Here is a 16,545-nt window from a genome sequence, read left to right as displayed (position 1 = left end):
GCGCGGGCAGCTCGCGTCAGGAGTCGGACGCGCCGCGCCTGCGGCGCTCGATCGCGGCGTCGGCCGCGGCGGCCGCGCCGTCGGGGTCGCCCCCGCCGATGACTCCGGAGAGGGAGGACAGCCAGTCGGCGTCGTCCCGGTGACCGCTCAGCGCGCCTGAGAAGAGAGGCAGCTCGCTGCGGGTCGCATGGATCGCGTAGTCCTCGCGGGAGTAGCCGTTGTCGGGCACGACGGAGGCTCGCCGTGCGGTCGGGGCGTCGCCCCGCCCGTCGAGATCCTCGTCGTGACCGTCCTGGTCGCCGTCGGTGTCGAGCACGGGCCCCTCCTCGGATCAGCGCCGCGGCGTCGGTGCCGTGCGCTCCGTCAGAGTACCCCCATCACGGGGTATCGGCCTCGTCGTCGTGGGCTCGGGGCAGCGGTCGCCAGACGACCACCTCGGTGCGGCGCTGGGCGCGGGTGCCGTGCCGGAGGGTCACGACGTCCCCCTCCAGACCCGCGGCGAAGACCCGGCGCCCCGGCCGGTTGAGCAGCTCGTCGGCGAGCGCGGACTCGAGCTCGCGGACGCGCTGCGACAGCGAGAGCACCTGGTTCTCGAGCTGCAGGATCCGCGCGATCCCCTCGAGGGACACGCCCTCGGAGGAGAGTCGCGCGACCTCCCGCAGCTGGACGACATCGCGCATCGAGTACCGGCGCGAGCGACCGGCGGTGCGGGTCGGGCTGACCAGACCGAGCCGGTCGTACTGCCGGAGGGTCTGCGGGTGCATGCCGGCGAGATCGGCGGCGACGGCGATCGCGAAGACGGGGGTGCTCTCGTCCACGTCCCCTCCTCTTCTCTCCGACCGCCGACCGGCCGGCCACCGCTGGTGGACGGCGGCGACCGGCTCCGCCTAGTAGCGGGCCTTCTCCAGGATGTCCTCGCGCGGGTTCTCCGCGGGCTCCGCTGCCGCGAAGGCCTCGAGGGCGTCGCGAGCGGCGGAGGAGAGGTGGTCGGGCACGGCGACCTGGATGACGGCGAGCAGGTCGCCCGTGCCCTTGCCGGTCGCCACCCCGCGTCCCTTGACCCGCAGGACGCGGCCGCTCGGGGTGCCGGGCGCGACCCGGAGCTTCACCGGGTCGCCGCCGAGAGTCGGCACCTCGATCGTCGCGCCGAAGACGGCCTCGACGAAGGTGACGGGAACGGTGACGCGGAGGTTCAAGCCGTCGCGTTCGAAGACGGGGTGCTTGCGCACGGCGACGGTCAGGACGAGATCGCCCGCTTCGCCTCCGTCGGGGCTGGGCCGCCCCTTGCCGCGGACGCGGATCTTCTGCTGATCGGCGACTCCGGCCGGGATGCGCACCGACAGTGCGCGGCCCTCGCCGGTCTGGAGCTGCACGGTGTCACCGCGCGTGGCGGTGCGGAAGTCGATGGTGGTGCTGGCGGTGATGTCGGCGCCCTTCTGCGGGCCGCCGAAGCCGCGGAAGCCGCCGCTGGGCTGCCCGAAGCGGCCGCCGCCCGCGTTGCCGAACATCCCGCCGAGGATGTCCTCGAAGCCGGCGGGCGGTCCCTGCTGCGTGCTGTAGCCGCTGCGTCCGGCGCCCTGGTTGAACACGTTGCCGAACACGTCGTCGAAGCCGCCGGGCTGGCCGCCCGCGGTGAACCGCGCGCCCCCGCCCATGGCCCGGATCTGGTCGTACTCCTTGCGCTGGTCGGCGTCGGAGAGGACGGTGTACGCCTCGCTGATCTCCTTGAAGCGCGCCTCGGCCTTCGCGTCACCCGGGTTGGAGTCCGGGTGGAACTGGCGCGCGAGCTTGCGGTAGGTCTTCTTCAGATCCGCGGCGGAGACGTCCTTGGACACGCCGAGGACCTTGTAGAAGTCCTTGTCGAACCAATCCTGGCTGGCCATGTGCCTCTTCCTGTGTCGAGTGCTGCGAGGGACCCCGGCCCGGCGACCCGGGTGCGGGCGCCGGGCGGGGTCCTCCGCGGTGGTGCGTGAGGGGGGATCAGTCGGCGGGAACGGCCACGACCACCCGGGCGGCGCGCAGCAGCGAGCCTCCGAGGTAGTAGCCCGACTCGACGACGTCGGCGACCGTGGAGGTCTCGGCGCCGGGAGTCGGCTGCTGGAAGATCGCCTCGTGGATGTTCGGGTCGAACAGATCGCCCACGGCACCGGTCTTCACCAGGCCGAGCTTCTCCATCCCGCCGCGCAGCTTCTGCGCGATGGCGGTGAAGGGGCCGCCCTCCGCCAGGTCGCCGTGCTTCTCGGCGCGGTCGAGGTCGTCGAGCACGGGGAGGATGACCTTCACCGCGTCGCCGATGGCCCGCTCCTTCTCGACCTGGCGGTTCAACTCGGTGCGCTTGCGGTAGTTCGCGTACTCGGCGGTCACCCGCTGGAGATCGGCGAGGTGCTCCGCCGCGAGCGTCTCGGCGTCGGACTGCCCCGAGAGGAAGGAGAGGTCGGCGTCGGAGAGGGTGGTCTCGACGTCGGGGCCCTCGGCCTCGATCAGGCCCTCGGAGTCCTGAGCGGCCTCGGCCGCCTCGGATCCCGTGGCCTCAGCACCGGTGGCCGGCTCCTCCTCGGGCACGCCCTCGCCCTGGGGCTGGTTGTGGCGCCCCATGACTACTTCGTGTCCTTCGGCTCGTCGTCGTCGATGACCTCGGCGTCGACGATGTCCTCGTCGTCCTTCTTCTCCTCCTCGGCCGGGGCGTCCTGTGGGGCGCCCTGGTCGGCCGACTGCTGCGAGTAGATGGCCTGGCCGATCTTGGTCTGCGAGGCGTTGAGCGCGTCGAACGCGGTCTTGACGGCCGTGTCGTCGTCGCCGGCGAGCGCGGTCTTCAGAGCGTCGACATCGCCCTGGACCTCGGACTTGACGTCCTCGGGCAGCTTGTCCTCGTTCTCCTTGATCAGCTTGTCGATCGAGTAGGCGAGGGTCTCGGCGTTGTTGCGGATCTCGGCGGCCTCGCGGCGCGCCTTGTCCTCTGCGGCGTGCTCCTCGGCCTCGCGCACCATGCGCTCGATGTCGTCCTTCGGCAGCGACGAGCCGCCGGTGATCGTCATCGACTGCTCCTTGCCGGTGCCCTTGTCCTTCGCGGACACGTGCACGATGCCGTTGGCGTCGATGTCGAAGGTGACCTCGACCTGCGGGATCCCGCGGGGGGCGGGGGCGATGCCGGTCAGCTCGAAGGTGCCCAGGTTCTTGTTGTCACGGGTGAACTCGCGCTCGCCCTGGAACACCTGGATCGCGACGGACGGCTGGTTGTCGTCGGCCGTGGTGAAGGTCTCGGACCGCTTGGTCGGGATGGCCGTGTTGCGCTCGATGAGCTTGGTCATGATCCCTCCCTTGGTCTCGATGCCCAGCGAGAGCGGTGTGACGTCGATGAGGAGGACGTCCTTGCGCTCGCCCTTCAGCACTCCGGCCTGCAGGGCGGCGCCGACGGCGACGACCTCGTCCGGGTTGACGCCCTTGTTGGGCTCCTTGCCGCCGGTGAGCTTCTTCACGAGCTCGGCCACGGCGGGCATGCGGGTCGAGCCGCCGACGAGGACGACGTGCGCGATGTCCTCGACCTTGACTCCGGCCTCGGCGATGACGTCGGTGAACGGCTTGCGGGTGCGCTCGATCAGGTCACTGGTGAGCTCCTCGAACTTGGCGCGGGTGAGCGTCTCGTCGAGGTTCGCGGGGCCGTTCTCAGTGAGCGAGAGGTAGGGCAGCTGGATGCTGGTCGAGGTGCTCGAGGAGAGCTCCTTCTTCGCCTGCTCAGCGGCCTCCTTGAGGCGCTGACGGGCGATCTTGTCCTTCGAGACGTCGACGCCGGTCGAGTCCTTGAAGCGCTTGACCAGGTAGTCGACGACGCGCTGGTCCCAGTCGTCGCCGCCGAGGCGGTTGTCGCCGGAGGTGGAGCGCACCTGGATGGTCGAGAAGTCGTCGTCCTTGCCCACCTCGAGGAGGGAGACGTCGAAGGTTCCACCGCCGAGGTCGAAGACGAGGATGAGCTCGTCCTCCTTGCCCTTGTCGAGGCCGTAGGCGAGCGCCGCCGCGGTGGGCTCGTTGATGATGCGGAGGACGTTCAGGCCGGCGATCTCGCCGGCGTCCTTCGTGGCCTGGCGCTCGGCGTCGTTGAAGTAGGCCGGGACGGTGATGACCGCGTCGGTCACCTTCTCGCCCAGGTACTGCTCGGCGTCGCGCTTGAGCTTGCCCAGGATGCGGGCCGAGATCTCCTGCGGGGTGTACTTCTTGTCCTCGACCGCGAAGGTCCAGTCGGTGCCCATGTGGCGCTTGACGGAGGCGAGGGTGCGGTCGACGTTGGTGACGGCCTGGCGCTTGGCGGTCTCGCCGACGAGTACCTCGCCGTCCTTGGTGAACGCGACGACGGACGGGGTGGTGCGGAAGCCCTCGGCGTTCGCGATGACGGTGGGCTCGCCACCTTCGAGGACGGCCACGACCGAGTTGGTGGTTCCCAGGTCGATGCCTACGGCACGGGACATATGCGTGTTTCTCCTTCGCGAGCGGCCGTCGGGCCGTTCAATCAGCTGGTGGGACGAAATCCTCTGCGGGAGTTGAGTCCCGCTCGCTCAAGTTTACGCACCGGGTGGTCGGAGTCAAGTCGAGAGTGCAGAACCTGAGTCGAGTCGACTCAACTCTCAGGAACCGGACTCCGCGGCGGGGCTTCCCGGTGTTCACCTGCGCGGCCTACGGTGATCGCATGCCTACGGTGATTGCATGACAGACCGCACCAGCCGCTGGCCGGTTCTCGCCTGGGGACTCTGGGACTGGGGCGGATCCGCCTTCAACGCGGTGGTCACCACCTTCGTCTTCACCGTCTACCTCACCACCGACGGGCTCTTCGGGACGCCGAGCGGCGTCTCCGCCGCGCTGGGCTGGTCCCTCGCGGGCGCGGGGCTCGTCGTCGCGCTCATCGCGCCGATCACCGGCCGGCGCGCCGACCTGGGCGGCCGCCGCCGACGGTGGCTGGGGATCCACTCCGCCGTGGTCGTGGTCTGCATCCTGCTGATGTTCTTCGTGCAGCCCGATCCCGCGTTCCTCTGGCTCGGGCTCGCCCTGCTCGCCGTCGGCACGGTCTTCTTCGAGTTCGCGAGCGTCAACTACAACGCGATGCTCACCCAGGTCTCGACGCGCGCGAGCATCGGCCGGGTCTCGGGCTTCGGCTGGGGGATGGGCTACGTCGGCGGGATCGTCCTCCTGCTCATCGTCTACTTCGGCTTCATCTCGCCCGAAGTGGGACTCTTCGGCGTGACGGGCGAGGGAAGCCTCGACGTGAGGGTCTCGATCCTGCTCGCCGGCCTCTGGTTCGCGGTGTTCGCGCTGCCCGTGCTGGTCGCCGTGCCCGAGACGCCGGCCACCGCCTCCGGAGCGAGCCGCGTCGGCCTGATCGCCTCCTACCGCGCGCTCTTCCGCCAGATCAGGGGTCTCTGGCGCGAGAGCCCGAGCACGGTCTCGTTCCTCATCGCGAGCGCCGTCTTCCGAGACGGGCTCACCGGCGTCTTCACCTTCGGCGGCGTCCTGGCCCAGGGCACGTTCGGCTTCGACGCCGGAGAGGTGATCCTCTTCGCGATCGCAGCGAACGTCGTCGCGGGGGTCGCCACGATCTCGGTGGGGGCGCTCGACGACAGGATCGGTCCGAAGGCCGTCATCGTCGCCTCCCTCGTCGGCCTGGTGATCTGCGGGACCGCGGTCTTCGTCCTCCACGACGGCGGCGCGACCGTCTTCTGGATCTTCGGGCTCCTGCTCTGCCTGTTCGTCGGACCCGCCCAGTCGGCGAGCCGCAGCTACCTCGCGCGCCTGATCCCGGAGGGGCGCGAGGGCGAGATCTTCGGCCTCTACGCCACGACGGGCAAGGCGGCGTCGTTCCTGGCGCCCGCCGCGTTCGCGGCGTTCGTATCGGTCGCCGCCGTCGCCTCGGGCGGCGACGAGGCGAACGTGCAGTACTGGGGCATCCTCGGCCTGGTGCTGGTCCTGGCGGTCGGGCTGGTCCTCCTGCTGCCGGTGCGACGCCCGCCGTCGAGCACCGCGACTCCCGCGCCGTCGGAGCGCGACGCCTCGCCGCTCCCCTAGAGTGTCGGAGCCGCCCGCCGCGGCGAGAGGACGACCGGCCCCGCCGGGAGACGGAGGAGGACGCGATGGCGCGAGGCGAGACGGCCCCCCGGAGGCCCGAGCGGCACACCCGCACCTCCGACGCCGCGGTCGACACGCCGTCGACGAGCCCCGCCTCCGAGTGGCCCACCGCCTCGGCCGCCGCGCCGGCCGATCGCTCCGATGCCGCCCGCCCTGCTGCCGCCCGCCCTGCGTCGATCCGCGTCAGGAAGAAGCGCAGGGCCTCCGGAACGGCTCGCGCACGCCGCCTGGCGAAGCGCGTCGGCTACACCGCGCTGGTGATCGCCCTGCTCGCGGGCCTCGCCGTCGTCGTCGTCCTGATCGTCGCTCCGCACCACCTCTTCTGAGCCCTGTTGTTCTGGGCCCCGCTGTTGTGGGCCCCGCTGTTCCGAGCACCGCTGTTCCGACCCCCGCTGTTCCGACCCCCGCTGTTCCGACCCCCGCTGTTCCGACCCCCGCTGTTCCGAGCCCCGACGGACGTCGGCGGCTCAGGTCGCGAGCCAGAAGACGATCAGCAGCAGCGTCACCAGGAACCCGGTGAGGAAGTTCAGCGCGAGGAAGCGCTTCCAGCCGGCGTTCGCGCGCTCGGCCTCGGCATCGGTGAGCGAGCGGTACGGCCAGATGCTGACGGCGTACGGCACGGCGAGGATCGCGGCGAGGGTGCCGGGCCACGGCAGCAGGAGCAGGAGCAACCCGCTCGCGACGTAGGCGCCGATCGCGAACCGGGTCGTCGTCTTCGCGCCGATCACGGTCGCGATCGACCCGATGCCGCCCGCCCGGTCCGCGAGGATGTCCTGCACGGCTCCGAACGCGTGGCTCGCGATCCCCCAGAGGAAGAACGCGACGAGCAGCGCCACGAGGCCGGGCGTCACCACCGTGCCCGCGAGGGCGATGCCGTAGACGGCGGGGCTCACGAAGTGCGTCGCCGAGGTCAGCGAGTCGATGAACGGGCGCTCCTTGAAGCGCAGTCCGGGAGCGCTGTAGGCGATCACTGCGAAGACGCTGATCGCCAGGACGAGCCACGACAGCGGCGACCCGAGCAGCACCAGGGCCACGAGGAACGGGACGTTCGTGACCACCGCGGCGACCAGGGTCGCGCGATGCTCTCCTCGGTCCAGGACCGCTCCCTCCACTCCGCCCTTGCGGGGGTTCCGGAGGTCGGACTCGTAGTCGAAGACGTCGTTGATGCCGTACATCGCGAGGTTGTACGGGATCAGGAAGTACAGGGTGCCGAGCACGAAGGCGAGGTCGATCTCGCGTGTGGTCAGCAGGTAGGCGGCCGCGAACGGGTACGCCGTGTTCACCCAGCTCAGCGGGCGGCTCGAGACGAAGAGCGCGCGGATCCGCTTCACTGCTCGCTCCGTCGCCGCGACGGCAGGAGCGCCCAGAGCGCCGGCAGCAGCAGTGCCGCCGCGATCGCGTACGCGAAGTCCTCGATCGGCGCCACGCCGATCCGGATCCCCGAGATGAGCTCGTCGTCGTAGGCGACCAGCAGGCCCACCCCGATCATCACGTTGTCGAAGACCGCCGTCATCACCAGCAGCACGACGAGCGTGCCGAGCAGGGCGGCGGGCCGGAGTCGTCCGCGCCGCCACGCGATCACCGCGACCGCGAGCACCACGGCGAGGAACACCGCGTTCAGAAGGGCGTAGGTCATGCGCGCACCTCCGCTCGCGTGCGGTCTCGGTCCCGGGCGCGGTTCGAGAGGAATCCGTGCACGTCCATGCTCAGGTAGCAGAGCAGTGTGAGGAAGAGGACCTCCTCGATCGGCAGCTCCGGCGTCAGCTGGATCCCCGTCATGTAGGGCGTCTCACCGCGGAAGAAGACGCCGAGGCCGATGCCGACGAGATCCCAGACGAGGAAGAACGCGACGCCGACCGGCAGCACGATCGCCGCGCGGCGCGCGTCGGCCCAGAAGAACAGGCGGAAGCGCCTGTCGAGCACGACCATCCCGGTGATCGAGACGGCGAGCGCCAGCAGGTAGACGACCCCCACCGCCTACTCCCCCGCGACCGCGAGCGACGCGGCGCTCGGCGCCTCCGTCACGATCGGTGCGACAGGAGGAGCGGGAGCATCGCGCACCGGGAGCGGCTCCGTCGAGACGTCGCCGCGCACGCGCTTGAGCATCACCTCGGCGCTGATCAGGCACATCGGCAGCCCGATGCCCGGGATCGTCGAGCTGCCCGCGAAGAGCAGCCCGTCGACGTGGGCGCTGACGTTGCCCGCCCTGAAGAACGCGCTCTGGCTGAGCACATGGGAGGGGCCGAGCATCGATCCGCGCCACGCGCCCAGATCGCTCTCGAAGTCGGCCGGCCCGATGGTGCGGCGGACGACGATGCGCTCGGCGAGATCGGTCGCACCGGTCCAGGTCGCGATCTGCTCGATCACCGCGTCGGCGATGGCCTCGACGCGTGCATCCCCCGCGCCGTCCACTCCGCCGTGGCCGATCGAGGTGTCGGCCGGGATCGGCACGAGGACGAAGAGGTTCTCGTGCCCCTCCGGAGCGACTCCCGGGTCGGTCGCGCTCGGTCGGCAGACGTAGAGCGAGGCGGGGTCGGGCACCGTCGGGTGCTCGCCGAAGATCTTGCCGAAGTTGTCCTGCCAGTCCTCGGTGAAGAGGAGGGTGTGGTGCTCGAGCTGCGGCAGCTCGCCGCGCACGCCGAGGAGGACGAGCACGGCGCTCGGGCCGGGCTCGCGCTTCTCCCAGTACGACGGGCCGTAGGTGCGCAGCTCGTCGGGCAGCAGCGACTGCTCGGTGGTGAAGAGGTCGGAGGCGTTCACGACCAGGTCCGCGGGCAGTCGCTCCGCGCCGTCGGGGCCCTCGAACTCGACCCCCACGACCTCCGCACCGCGGCGGCTGCCTCGGGGAGCGCGGGCGGTCAGGATCCGCGTCGCCGGCGACGAGGTGCGGATCCGCACCCCCGCCTCCTCCGCGACCTCGGCGACCGCCTCGATGAGGCGGGTGAACCCACCCATCGGGTAGAGCACACCGTCGGCGAGATCGAGGTGGCTCATCAGGTGGTACATGCTCGGCGCCGAGAACGGCGAGGAGCCGAGGAACACGGCCGGGTAGCCGAGGATCTGCCGCAGCCGGTTGTCGGTCACCGCGGTGCCGGCGAACGTGTCGAGGGGCGTCAGGAGGAGGCGGCCCAGCTTCCCGGTGCGGCTGAGCACGTCCCGGCGCAGCAGCGGCAGGAACGAGGAGAAGCTCGTGTAGAGGAAGCGGCGCTTGGCGACCTCGTAGGTGTCCCTGGCCGACTCCAGGTAGACCCGCATCCGGTCGCCGGCACCCGGTTCGATGCTCTCGAACAGGGCGATGTTCGACTCGTAGTCGGCGAGCACGTCGATCGGCTCGTCGACGCCCTCGCTGTAGACGCGGTAGCCGGGGTCGAGCTTCACCAGGTCGAGCCGCTCGGCGGCGCTCGTGCCCATCAGGCGGAAGAAGTGGTCGAAGACCTCGGGCATCAGGTACCACGAGGGCCCGGTGTCGAAGCGGAATCCGTCGTGCTCCCACGATCCCGCACGACCGCCCACGACCTCGCGCTGCTCGAGCAGCGTGACGTCGTAGCCGTCGCGGGCGAGGAGGGCGGCGGAGGCGAGCCCGCCGATCCCGCCGCCGATCACGACCGCGCGGTGCGACCCGGCCTGCGAGCGCGTGGCTCTCACCGGGCCCGGGCCCAGTCGCGGCCCGAGGGTCGAGACGGCCGCGCGGGCGGCGAGCGCCGCCTTCGTCGCCGTCGGCACACTGACCCGCGCCTGCAGGAGCTGCTCGGCGGGGGTCTCGCGGATCCGGTCGGCGAGCGCGGCGAAGAGGGAGTGCGCGAGGCGCACGGCGCGGCGGCTCGAGCGCGGGAGCTCGGGCACGATCGCCGCTGCCGCCTCGAGGTCGGCGTCGAGGTCGGCCAGGAGCACCGCCTTGTCCAGCTCCGAGAACGCGCGCGGGTCGACCCCGGGGAAGTAGCTGCGCCCCAGGCCCTCGACGTCGACGGCGAGGTCGCGGAGGAAGTTGACCTTCTGGAACGCCGAGCCAAGTCGGCGGGCGCCCGCGACGAGGCGGTCGCGCTGCGCCGGTGAGACGAGTCCGGCGTCGGGCGCCGCGAGGAAGACCTGCAGGCACATCAGCCCGACCACCTCGGCCGAGCCGTAGACGTAGGCCTCGAAGGACTCCGGCGTGTGCACCGTCCGGCGCAGGTCGGCGCGCATCGAGGCGAAGAACGGCAGGGTGAGCTCGGCGCCGAATCCCGTCGCGCGGGCCGTGCGGGCGAAGGCGTGGATCACCAGGTTCGAGCTGTAGCCGGTCAGGAGCGCGCGCTCGGTCTCGGCCTCGAACGCGTCGAGGGCCTCCTCGACGGCGGTGCGATCGAGCCGGGCCTCCTCGGCGACGCCGTCGACGATCTCGTCGGCGACGCGGACGAGGGCGTAGACGTCCTCGACGCGCTCGCGCACGCCGGGCCCGAGCAGGCGCGTGGCGAGCCCGAAGGACGTGGAGTAGCGCTTGATCACCTGCGCCGACGCCTCGTGCGCGACGCGGTCGTACAGTTCGCTCTGCCGGCTCATCGTGCCACCGTACGGCGGGAGTCGGCGGCGAGCGTCATCGGAGCGGCGGGCCGCGCGTGGCGGGCGCTCATCGGGTCCGCTCCACGACGCTGGCGACCAGCGGGCGCACCTCGATGCGGAACGCCTCCGGGACCACGGGTGCGGCGAGCGCCTCCCAGGCCCGGCTCGCGAAGTCGGCGGCCAGTGCCTCGGCGTAGCTGCGCGCGCCGCACTCCTCGAGGATCCTGCGCACGCGCTGGGCGGTCTCGTCGCCCAGGTGCTCGTCGCCGATCAGGCCCTCGATCTCGGGCCAGCAGTCGGTGTCGGCGGCGTGGGCGATCAGGACGGTGCGCTTGCCCTCACGGAGGTCGCCGAGCGTGGTCTTGCCGGTCTGCCCCTCCGAGCCGAAGACTCCGAGGAGGTCGTCGACGATCTGGTAGGCGATGCCGATGCACCGGCCGAACTCGCCCAGCGCCGCGACGACCTCGTCGTCGGCCCCCGCGAGGACCGCGCCCGCCTGGAGCGGCGCCTCGAACGAGTAGACCGCCGTCTTCAAGCGCTCCATCTCGAGGACCTCGTCGACCGAGGGCATCCCGGGCATGAGCGAGAAGTCGACGTCGGCCAGCTCGCCGGCCGCGGAGGCGAACACGGCCTCGTCGAGCAGGGTCAGCAGCCGCGAGCGCACGACGTCGTCGGCGCCGACTCCCTCGACGAGACGGTGCGCGCCGGTCAGCGCGAGGTCGCCGGCGATGACCGCCACCGAGGTCCCGCGATGCTCCGCGATCGGGATGGAGAGGCCCGCCGTCGTAGCCTCGTCGCGGTAGCTGCCCGAGACGTTGGGGCCGCCGCGGCGGACGAAGTCGCGATCGATCACGTCGTCGTGCACGATCAGCGCGGTGTGCAGCAGCTCGAAGGCCGCGCCGAGGTGGGCGGCCGCCTCCGGATCCCGACCGCCCAGGGCCTCGTAGGCCGAGATCACCATCAGCGGCCGGAAGCGCTTGCCCCCGCGGGTGTTGGCCTCGAGCGTCTTCCACAGGGTGAGGTAGCGCGGGCCGAGCCGGCCGGCCCGCGCCGTTGCGAGCGAGAAGAACCGGTCGAGGACGGCGTCGACGTGCTCCTGCCGTCTTCGGGACAGAATCACGGAGTCACGCGTATCCACAGACCAGAGGCTAACAAACTCGGTTCTCTAGCAATAAGCCGGCTGAGTTCTGGGATCGTGCTTGACTTACCGTCATGACTTCGGGAGGAATCGCGGTGCTGACCGACCAGATCGAGCAGGTGGTCCTCCTCAACGAGTCGGGGTCGGCAGTGGGCGTCGCCGACAAGGCGACCGTCCACGACACCGCCACCCCGCTCCACCTCGCCTTCTCCTGCCACGTGTTCGCCCCCGACGGAGCACTGCTGGTCACCCGGCGTGCGCTGGGCAAGCTCACCTGGCCCGGCGTCTGGACGAACTCGTTCTGCGGCCACCCCGCTCCGGGCGAGCGCATCGAGGACGCGGTCGTGCGCCGTGCCGAGCGCGAGCTCGGGGCGCGACTCGAGACGCTCGAGGTGGCGCTGCCCGACTTCCGCTACCGCGCCGTGGACGCCTCCGGCATCGTCGAGAACGAGATCTGCCCCGTCTACACCGCGACGCTGTCGAGCCGCGACGCGCTCGACCCGCGGATCGACGAGGTCATGGACTACGAGTGGGTCGACCCGGAGGCGACGCTCGCCGCTGTGCGCGCGACCCCGTGGGCGTTCTCGCCCTGGCTCGTGCTGCAGCTCCCGCGCCTTCTGGGCTGAGCGCCTGCCGGCCCGCAGGCGTCAGTCGGAGTAGACGTCGGTGCGGTGGAAGTTCAGCGACGAGCGCGACGCGGTCGGGCCGCGCTGCCCCTGGTAGCGCGAGCTGTACTCGGCCGAGCCGTACGGCTTGTCGGCGGGCGAGCTGAGGCGGAAGAAGCACATCTGCCCGATCTTCATGCCCGGCCAGAGCATGATCGGCAGGGTCGCGACGTTGCTGAGCTCGAGGGTGACGTGACCGGTGAAGCCGGGATCGATGAATCCGGCCGTCGAATGGGTGAGGAGGCCGAGCCTCCCGAGCGAGCTCTTGCCCTCGAGCCTCGCCGCGATGTCGTCGGGCAGCGAGACCTCCTCGTAGGTCGATCCGAGCACGAACTCGCCGGGGTGGAGGATGAACGCCTCGCGCGCCGGCGTCTCGACCAGGCGCGTCAGCTCGGGCTGGTCCTCGGCCGGATCGATGTAGGGGTAGCGGTGGTTGTCGAACAGCCGGAAGAAGCGGTCCAGGCGCACATCGACGGAGGACGGCTGGATCATCGCGGGGTCGTGCGGCGCCAGACCGACGCGGCCGGAGGCGAGTTCGGACTTGATGTCGCGGTCGGAGAGCAGCACGAGGAGATCCTAGCCGCGAGCCCGTTCGGCGCCGTCCGCGTGCCTTGCTACGATGGTCCGGTGCGCCTCCAGGGGCGCCGCGCGAGTGTAGTTCAATGGTAGAACTTCTGCTTCCCAAGCAGATGGCGCGGGTTCGATTCCCGTCACTCGCTCCCCGAGTCCCGGCCCCGCCTCCGCCCGACACGCCGAGCGGATCGGCGTGGAGACGCCGATCCCCGCCGATCCGGTGCAGGCTGGACGTGTGAGCGAGCTCGTGCAGATCCCGTCGCCGGGCGTCGCCCTCGAATTCGGGCGGCCCGGCCGCCCGGTCGTGGTGGTGCTGCACGACGTGTTCGGCCGGCTGCCGTGGATGGAGCCGTTCGCCGAGGCCGTCGCGAAGCACGGCTACCACGTGCTCGTCCCCGACCTCTACGACGGCTGGGCCACCCTCGCCCCCGAGGACGCGCGGGACCTGGCCGCGATGGCCGCTCAGGACAGGGCACTCGCCTCCGTCGTCGACGCGGTGCGCTCGGGAGTCGCGGCGGGCGCCGAGCGCAGCGGCATCGTCGGCTTCGGGTTCGGCGGGCGACTCGGGCTGCTCGCCGCTGCCACCGGCCTGGTCGACGCGGTCGTCGCCTACTACGCCACCCTCGGCCGCGACGAGCACACGCTGATCCCCTGCCCGGCGCTCCTGCACTACGCGCAGCGCGACGAGTGGCCGGAGGGGGACGACCCCGAGTCGTTCGTCGGCCGGCTCAAGGAGGCGGGCACGCCCGTCACCGCCCACACGTATCCGGACACGCGGAGGCACTTCGCGAACGGCAACCTGCACGACTCGATCGACCCGGCGTCAGCGGCGCTCGCCTACGCGCGGACCCTGTCGTTCCTGAATCCGCAGCTCATCGACTACTGAGGCTCATCGACTACTGAGGCTCATCGACGACCGAGGCTCGACGACGGGGGCGGTCGGCTCGTCGGGTCAGCCGTCGACGTCGTGCAGGTGGTGCCGGACGTCGTGGAGGTAGTACCGCGCCATGGTCGCGACCGTGAAGGAGGCGCCGTCGCTGCGGCGACCCGGTCGCTCCCACTGGGCGCCCGACACGCCCTCGAAGGCCGCGGCGATCAGATCCGCTTCCTCGACCAGCTCCCGGCCCACGACGAGCGGGTCCTGCCGGTCGTAGCGCTCCTCGACGGCGGTGACGTCCTGATCCCAGTTGGGGAACAGCGGGTCGTCGTGCTCGAGCATCAGGCCCAGGCGCATCCGGTAGATCCGGTGCACGTCGCGCACGTGGGCCGCGTACTCGAGCGGCGACCAGGTCTCGTCGTCCGGACGACCCGCTGCGCCCTCGCGCTCGAGGACGTAGGGCCAGGCGGCCGCGTTCTCGCGGATGAGGTGGGCGACGTCGACGGGGTCCACGAGGGAGGCGTCGAAGCCGCACTCGAGGCAGGGGCGCTCGGCCGCCCACGTCCAGTCCTTGGTGTCGGGAACGATCGGCATGACTCCAGGGTAGGGCGGCGGCGTCGCGCGGCACGGCGCGAGCCGGCCATCCGGCGTCGTGCTCCTGCCACGTCTCAGCAGCGGGGGTGACCGGCGAGGACCGCGTTGCGCTCGCTGTCGACCGACCACGGCAGCGTCGGCGTCCCCTCGGCCCCCGCGGCCTGGGCCACGGCGATCGCGGCGAGTCCGCGCGCGGCCTCGGCGGCGAAGTCGGCTCCCGCGGTCGAGCTGTTGAAGGACACGGCGACCGTGAGCCCGGAGCCGGGATCGGAGTAGGCGGCGGTGACGAAGCCCGGCGCGATCCCCGAGAAACCGAGCATCGGCCCGGCCTGGTGGCCGCCGAGCCCGGCGAGGAGCCAGTCGGGTCGGCCCTGCCCCTGGGGAACCGGCTCCGACCAGACGGCGTCGCCCGTCGGATCGGTCGCCAGGCCGACCGCGAGGCGGCGGAGGTCCTCGAGGTCGGTGACGGCGCCGCCGGCCGCGCCGAGAGCGGACGGCGACGCCGCGCCGACATCGCGCCGGACCCCGCACTGCACCGATCCGTCGGGCGCGAGCGCCGCCGAGTAGCCGCGCGGAGCGGGAGCCGGCAGGTCGACCTCACGGGCCGAGGGCAGCTCCGTGCTCCGCAGTCCGTAGCGGGGGACGACGTACTCGTCGTAGAGGGAGGCGACACTCCGGCCCGTCGCCTCCGAGACGACGAGACCGGCGAGCAGCGGCCCTGTCGAGGAGTCGGACCACGACTCCCCCGGAGCGGCCGCCGGCGACCGGACCTGCGCCGCCGAGATCAGCTCCATGGTGGGCCACTCGCGGGTGGGGTTCTGGATGACCGTCGGCCAGAGCACCGAGCGGAAGTCGGCGAGACCCGAGGTGTGCGCGCAGAGCTGGCGCAGCGTCGATCCGCCGATCCCGGGGAGCGAGCTCAGCGACTCGGCGATGTCGGCGTCGAGATCGACCCGGCCCTCGTCGGCGAGCGCGACGACGACGCTGCAGGTCATCGCCTCGGTCCCGCCCGTGCCCAGCCGGACGGAGGCGTCGGTGGTCATCGGAGTCGGGTCACCGTCGCCGAGGGTGCCGATCGCGGTCTCCCAGCCCCCCGCCCAGGGCGACCAGACACCGGCGACGGCGCCGGTGGCTCCGGCCGCGCCCTGCGCCTCGCCGAGGAAGCCCGAGAGGGCGATCGCGAGGTCGTCCGGCACCGGGCCCGCGGGAGCGTCGGGAACGGAGGAGGCGACTCCTCCCGTGCAGCCGGCGAGAGCCAGGACCAGCACGGGCACCACGAGCGCCCCGATCCGTGACCGTCTTCGTCGCACGACCATGCCCCTCGACTCCCCCCGGATGCCCTCTGGAATGCTGCTCACTGAGCTAGGGCCACCCTACGGGGCGGCCCTGAGGCGCCCGCGACCGGGACGGGCGCTGAGCGGATTCGTGTCCCGACCGTGACACGCTCCCCGCTCCGGGTTCCCAAACCGGCCGGGTCGGGGCTCCGAAGAGAGGATGTGGAGCGCGGATGCGCTGCTCGGAGGAGGTCAGTCGACGATGTTCACTTCACCCAACCGGCTGATCGGCACGGTCTTCGGAGCCGTCTACGTCGTCGTCGGCCTGCTCGGCTTCGTCGTCACCGGAGGCGTCGCCTTCCTCGCCACCGACGGTGGGTTGCTCCTCGGCATCTTCGAGGTCAATCCGTTCCACAACGTCGCGCACCTCCTGATCGGCGGCGCGCTGCTGATCGCGGGCCTGTCGACGGCACCGGCCGCGAAGACCGTCAACACGACGGTCGGCGCCGCGTACCTGCTCCTGGGTCTCGTCGGCTTCTTCCTCGTCAACACGTCGCTGAACGTGCTCGCGCTGAACACGGCCGATCACGTCCTCCACCTCGCCAGCGCCCTCGTGCTCCTCGGGGTCGGTCTCGGACTCGAGAAGCGCATCAGGCCGCGCGCGGCCACCGCATGACCCGGGGCGGCAGCGCCGCCCCCCTCCTACTCCGTCCGCCGCGGGCCCGCCGTTTTCCGCGGCGGACGGACTGCACGGCCCCGGACGACACGATGCGGTGTGTC

The 16,545-nt window shown here is 71.5% G+C and carries 18 protein-coding genes and 1 tRNA gene; 6 read left to right on the top strand and 13 right to left on the bottom strand.

What is annotated here, in order from left to right; all coding sequences use genetic code 11:
• Positions 1-16: 16 nt before the first annotated feature.
• The 5 genes from B9Y99_RS01335 to dnaK form a co-directional block, all read right to left on the bottom strand.
• A complete protein-coding gene (locus B9Y99_RS01335; protein WP_085474813.1) occupies positions 17-316 on the bottom strand; it encodes a hypothetical protein in 300 nt (99 codons plus the stop codon).
• Between the two features lie 61 nt (positions 317-377).
• Positions 378-818 (bottom strand): heat shock protein transcriptional repressor HspR, encoded by a 441-nt coding sequence (locus B9Y99_RS01330; protein WP_085474812.1) that lies wholly within the window; start codon positions 816-818, stop codon positions 378-380.
• 69 nt (positions 819-887) lie between these two features.
• The gene (locus B9Y99_RS01325) at positions 888-1,883 is read right to left on the bottom strand and encodes a DnaJ C-terminal domain-containing protein (RefSeq protein ID WP_085474811.1); all 996 of its coding nucleotides are present in this window, start codon (positions 1,881-1,883) and stop codon (positions 888-890) included.
• A gap of 97 nt (positions 1,884-1,980) precedes the next feature.
• Positions 1,981-2,595, bottom strand: a complete 615-nt coding sequence (locus tag B9Y99_RS01320; protein WP_085474810.1) for a nucleotide exchange factor GrpE — start codon at positions 2,593-2,595, stop codon at positions 1,981-1,983.
• 2 nt (positions 2,596-2,597) lie between these two features.
• Complete coding sequence (dnaK, locus tag B9Y99_RS01315) at positions 2,598-4,460, bottom strand: molecular chaperone DnaK (protein ID WP_085474809.1); 1,863 nt, start codon at positions 4,458-4,460, stop codon at positions 2,598-2,600.
• A gap of 235 nt (positions 4,461-4,695) precedes the next feature.
• Between dnaK and B9Y99_RS01310 the strand changes: the two genes are divergently transcribed.
• Positions 4,696-6,048, top strand: a complete 1,353-nt coding sequence (locus tag B9Y99_RS01310) for an MFS transporter (RefSeq protein ID WP_085474808.1) — start codon at positions 4,696-4,698, stop codon at positions 6,046-6,048.
• Positions 6,049-6,113: 65 nt separating this feature from the next.
• A complete protein-coding gene (locus tag B9Y99_RS01305) occupies positions 6,114-6,434 on the top strand; it encodes a hypothetical protein (protein WP_085474807.1) in 321 nt (106 codons plus the stop codon).
• Positions 6,435-6,575: 141 nt separating this feature from the next.
• Here B9Y99_RS01305 and B9Y99_RS01300 read toward each other — a convergent pair whose 3' ends face one another.
• The 5 genes from B9Y99_RS01300 to B9Y99_RS01280 all read right to left on the bottom strand — a co-directional run bounded on the left by B9Y99_RS01300 (position 6,576) and on the right by B9Y99_RS01280 (position 11,764).
• The gene (locus tag B9Y99_RS01300; protein ID WP_244274736.1) at positions 6,576-7,439 is read right to left on the bottom strand and encodes a prenyltransferase; all 864 of its coding nucleotides are present in this window, start codon (positions 7,437-7,439) and stop codon (positions 6,576-6,578) included.
• Complete coding sequence (locus B9Y99_RS01295; RefSeq protein ID WP_085474806.1) at positions 7,436-7,744, bottom strand: lycopene cyclase domain-containing protein; 309 nt, start codon at positions 7,742-7,744, stop codon at positions 7,436-7,438. Before B9Y99_RS01295 ends, B9Y99_RS01300 begins: the two co-directional genes overlap by 4 nt.
• The gene (locus B9Y99_RS01290; RefSeq protein ID WP_085474805.1) at positions 7,741-8,082 is read right to left on the bottom strand and encodes a lycopene cyclase domain-containing protein; all 342 of its coding nucleotides are present in this window, start codon (positions 8,080-8,082) and stop codon (positions 7,741-7,743) included. Before B9Y99_RS01290 ends, B9Y99_RS01295 begins: the two co-directional genes overlap by 4 nt.
• Positions 8,083-8,085: 3 nt before the next feature.
• Positions 8,086-10,644, bottom strand: a complete 2,559-nt coding sequence (crtI, locus tag B9Y99_RS01285) for a phytoene desaturase family protein (protein WP_085474804.1) — start codon at positions 10,642-10,644, stop codon at positions 8,086-8,088.
• Between the two features lie 67 nt (positions 10,645-10,711).
• On the bottom strand, positions 10,712-11,764 hold the full coding sequence (locus tag B9Y99_RS01280; protein WP_244274735.1) for a polyprenyl synthetase family protein: 1,053 nt from the start codon (positions 11,762-11,764) through the stop codon (positions 10,712-10,714).
• Positions 11,765-11,880: 116 nt separating this feature from the next.
• On the opposite strand from B9Y99_RS01280, the gene idi reads away from it, so the two are divergent.
• The gene (gene idi, locus B9Y99_RS01275) at positions 11,881-12,408 is read left to right on the top strand and encodes an isopentenyl-diphosphate Delta-isomerase (protein ID WP_085476179.1); all 528 of its coding nucleotides are present in this window, start codon (positions 11,881-11,883) and stop codon (positions 12,406-12,408) included.
• A gap of 21 nt (positions 12,409-12,429) precedes the next feature.
• Here idi and dcd read toward each other — a convergent pair whose 3' ends face one another.
• Positions 12,430-13,014, bottom strand: a complete 585-nt coding sequence (dcd, locus tag B9Y99_RS01270; RefSeq protein ID WP_085474803.1) for a dCTP deaminase — start codon at positions 13,012-13,014, stop codon at positions 12,430-12,432.
• An 81-nt stretch (positions 13,015-13,095) separates the two neighbouring features.
• On the opposite strand from dcd, the gene B9Y99_RS01265 reads away from it, so the two are divergent.
• Positions 13,096-13,166 (top strand) — tRNA-Gly (locus B9Y99_RS01265).
• 89 nt (positions 13,167-13,255) lie between these two features.
• Positions 13,256-13,906, top strand: coding sequence for a dienelactone hydrolase family protein (locus B9Y99_RS01260; RefSeq protein ID WP_085476178.1), 651 nt, complete (start codon positions 13,256-13,258; stop codon positions 13,904-13,906).
• 66 nt (positions 13,907-13,972) lie between these two features.
• Here B9Y99_RS01260 and B9Y99_RS01255 read toward each other — a convergent pair whose 3' ends face one another.
• Positions 13,973-14,491: a DinB family protein gene (locus B9Y99_RS01255; protein ID WP_085474802.1), complete on the bottom strand. Its 519-nt coding sequence runs from the start codon at positions 14,489-14,491 to the stop codon at positions 13,973-13,975.
• A 74-nt stretch (positions 14,492-14,565) separates the two neighbouring features.
• Positions 14,566-15,801, bottom strand: coding sequence for a serine hydrolase domain-containing protein (locus B9Y99_RS01250; protein WP_165759503.1), 1,236 nt, complete (start codon positions 15,799-15,801; stop codon positions 14,566-14,568).
• A 226-nt stretch (positions 15,802-16,027) separates the two neighbouring features.
• Between B9Y99_RS01250 and B9Y99_RS01245 the strand changes: the two genes are divergently transcribed.
• On the top strand, positions 16,028-16,441 hold the full coding sequence (locus tag B9Y99_RS01245; protein WP_085476177.1) for a DUF4383 domain-containing protein: 414 nt from the start codon (positions 16,028-16,030) through the stop codon (positions 16,439-16,441).
• Positions 16,442-16,545 lie beyond the last annotated feature (104 nt).

Origin of the sequence: Rathayibacter oskolensis (assembly GCF_900177245.1) — a bacterium.
GTDB classification, from domain to species: domain Bacteria; phylum Actinomycetota; class Actinomycetes; order Actinomycetales; family Microbacteriaceae; genus Rathayibacter; species Rathayibacter oskolensis.
The sequence above is the reverse complement of the archived record's forward strand: the minus strand, read 5'-3'. Positions and strand labels throughout refer to the sequence as shown.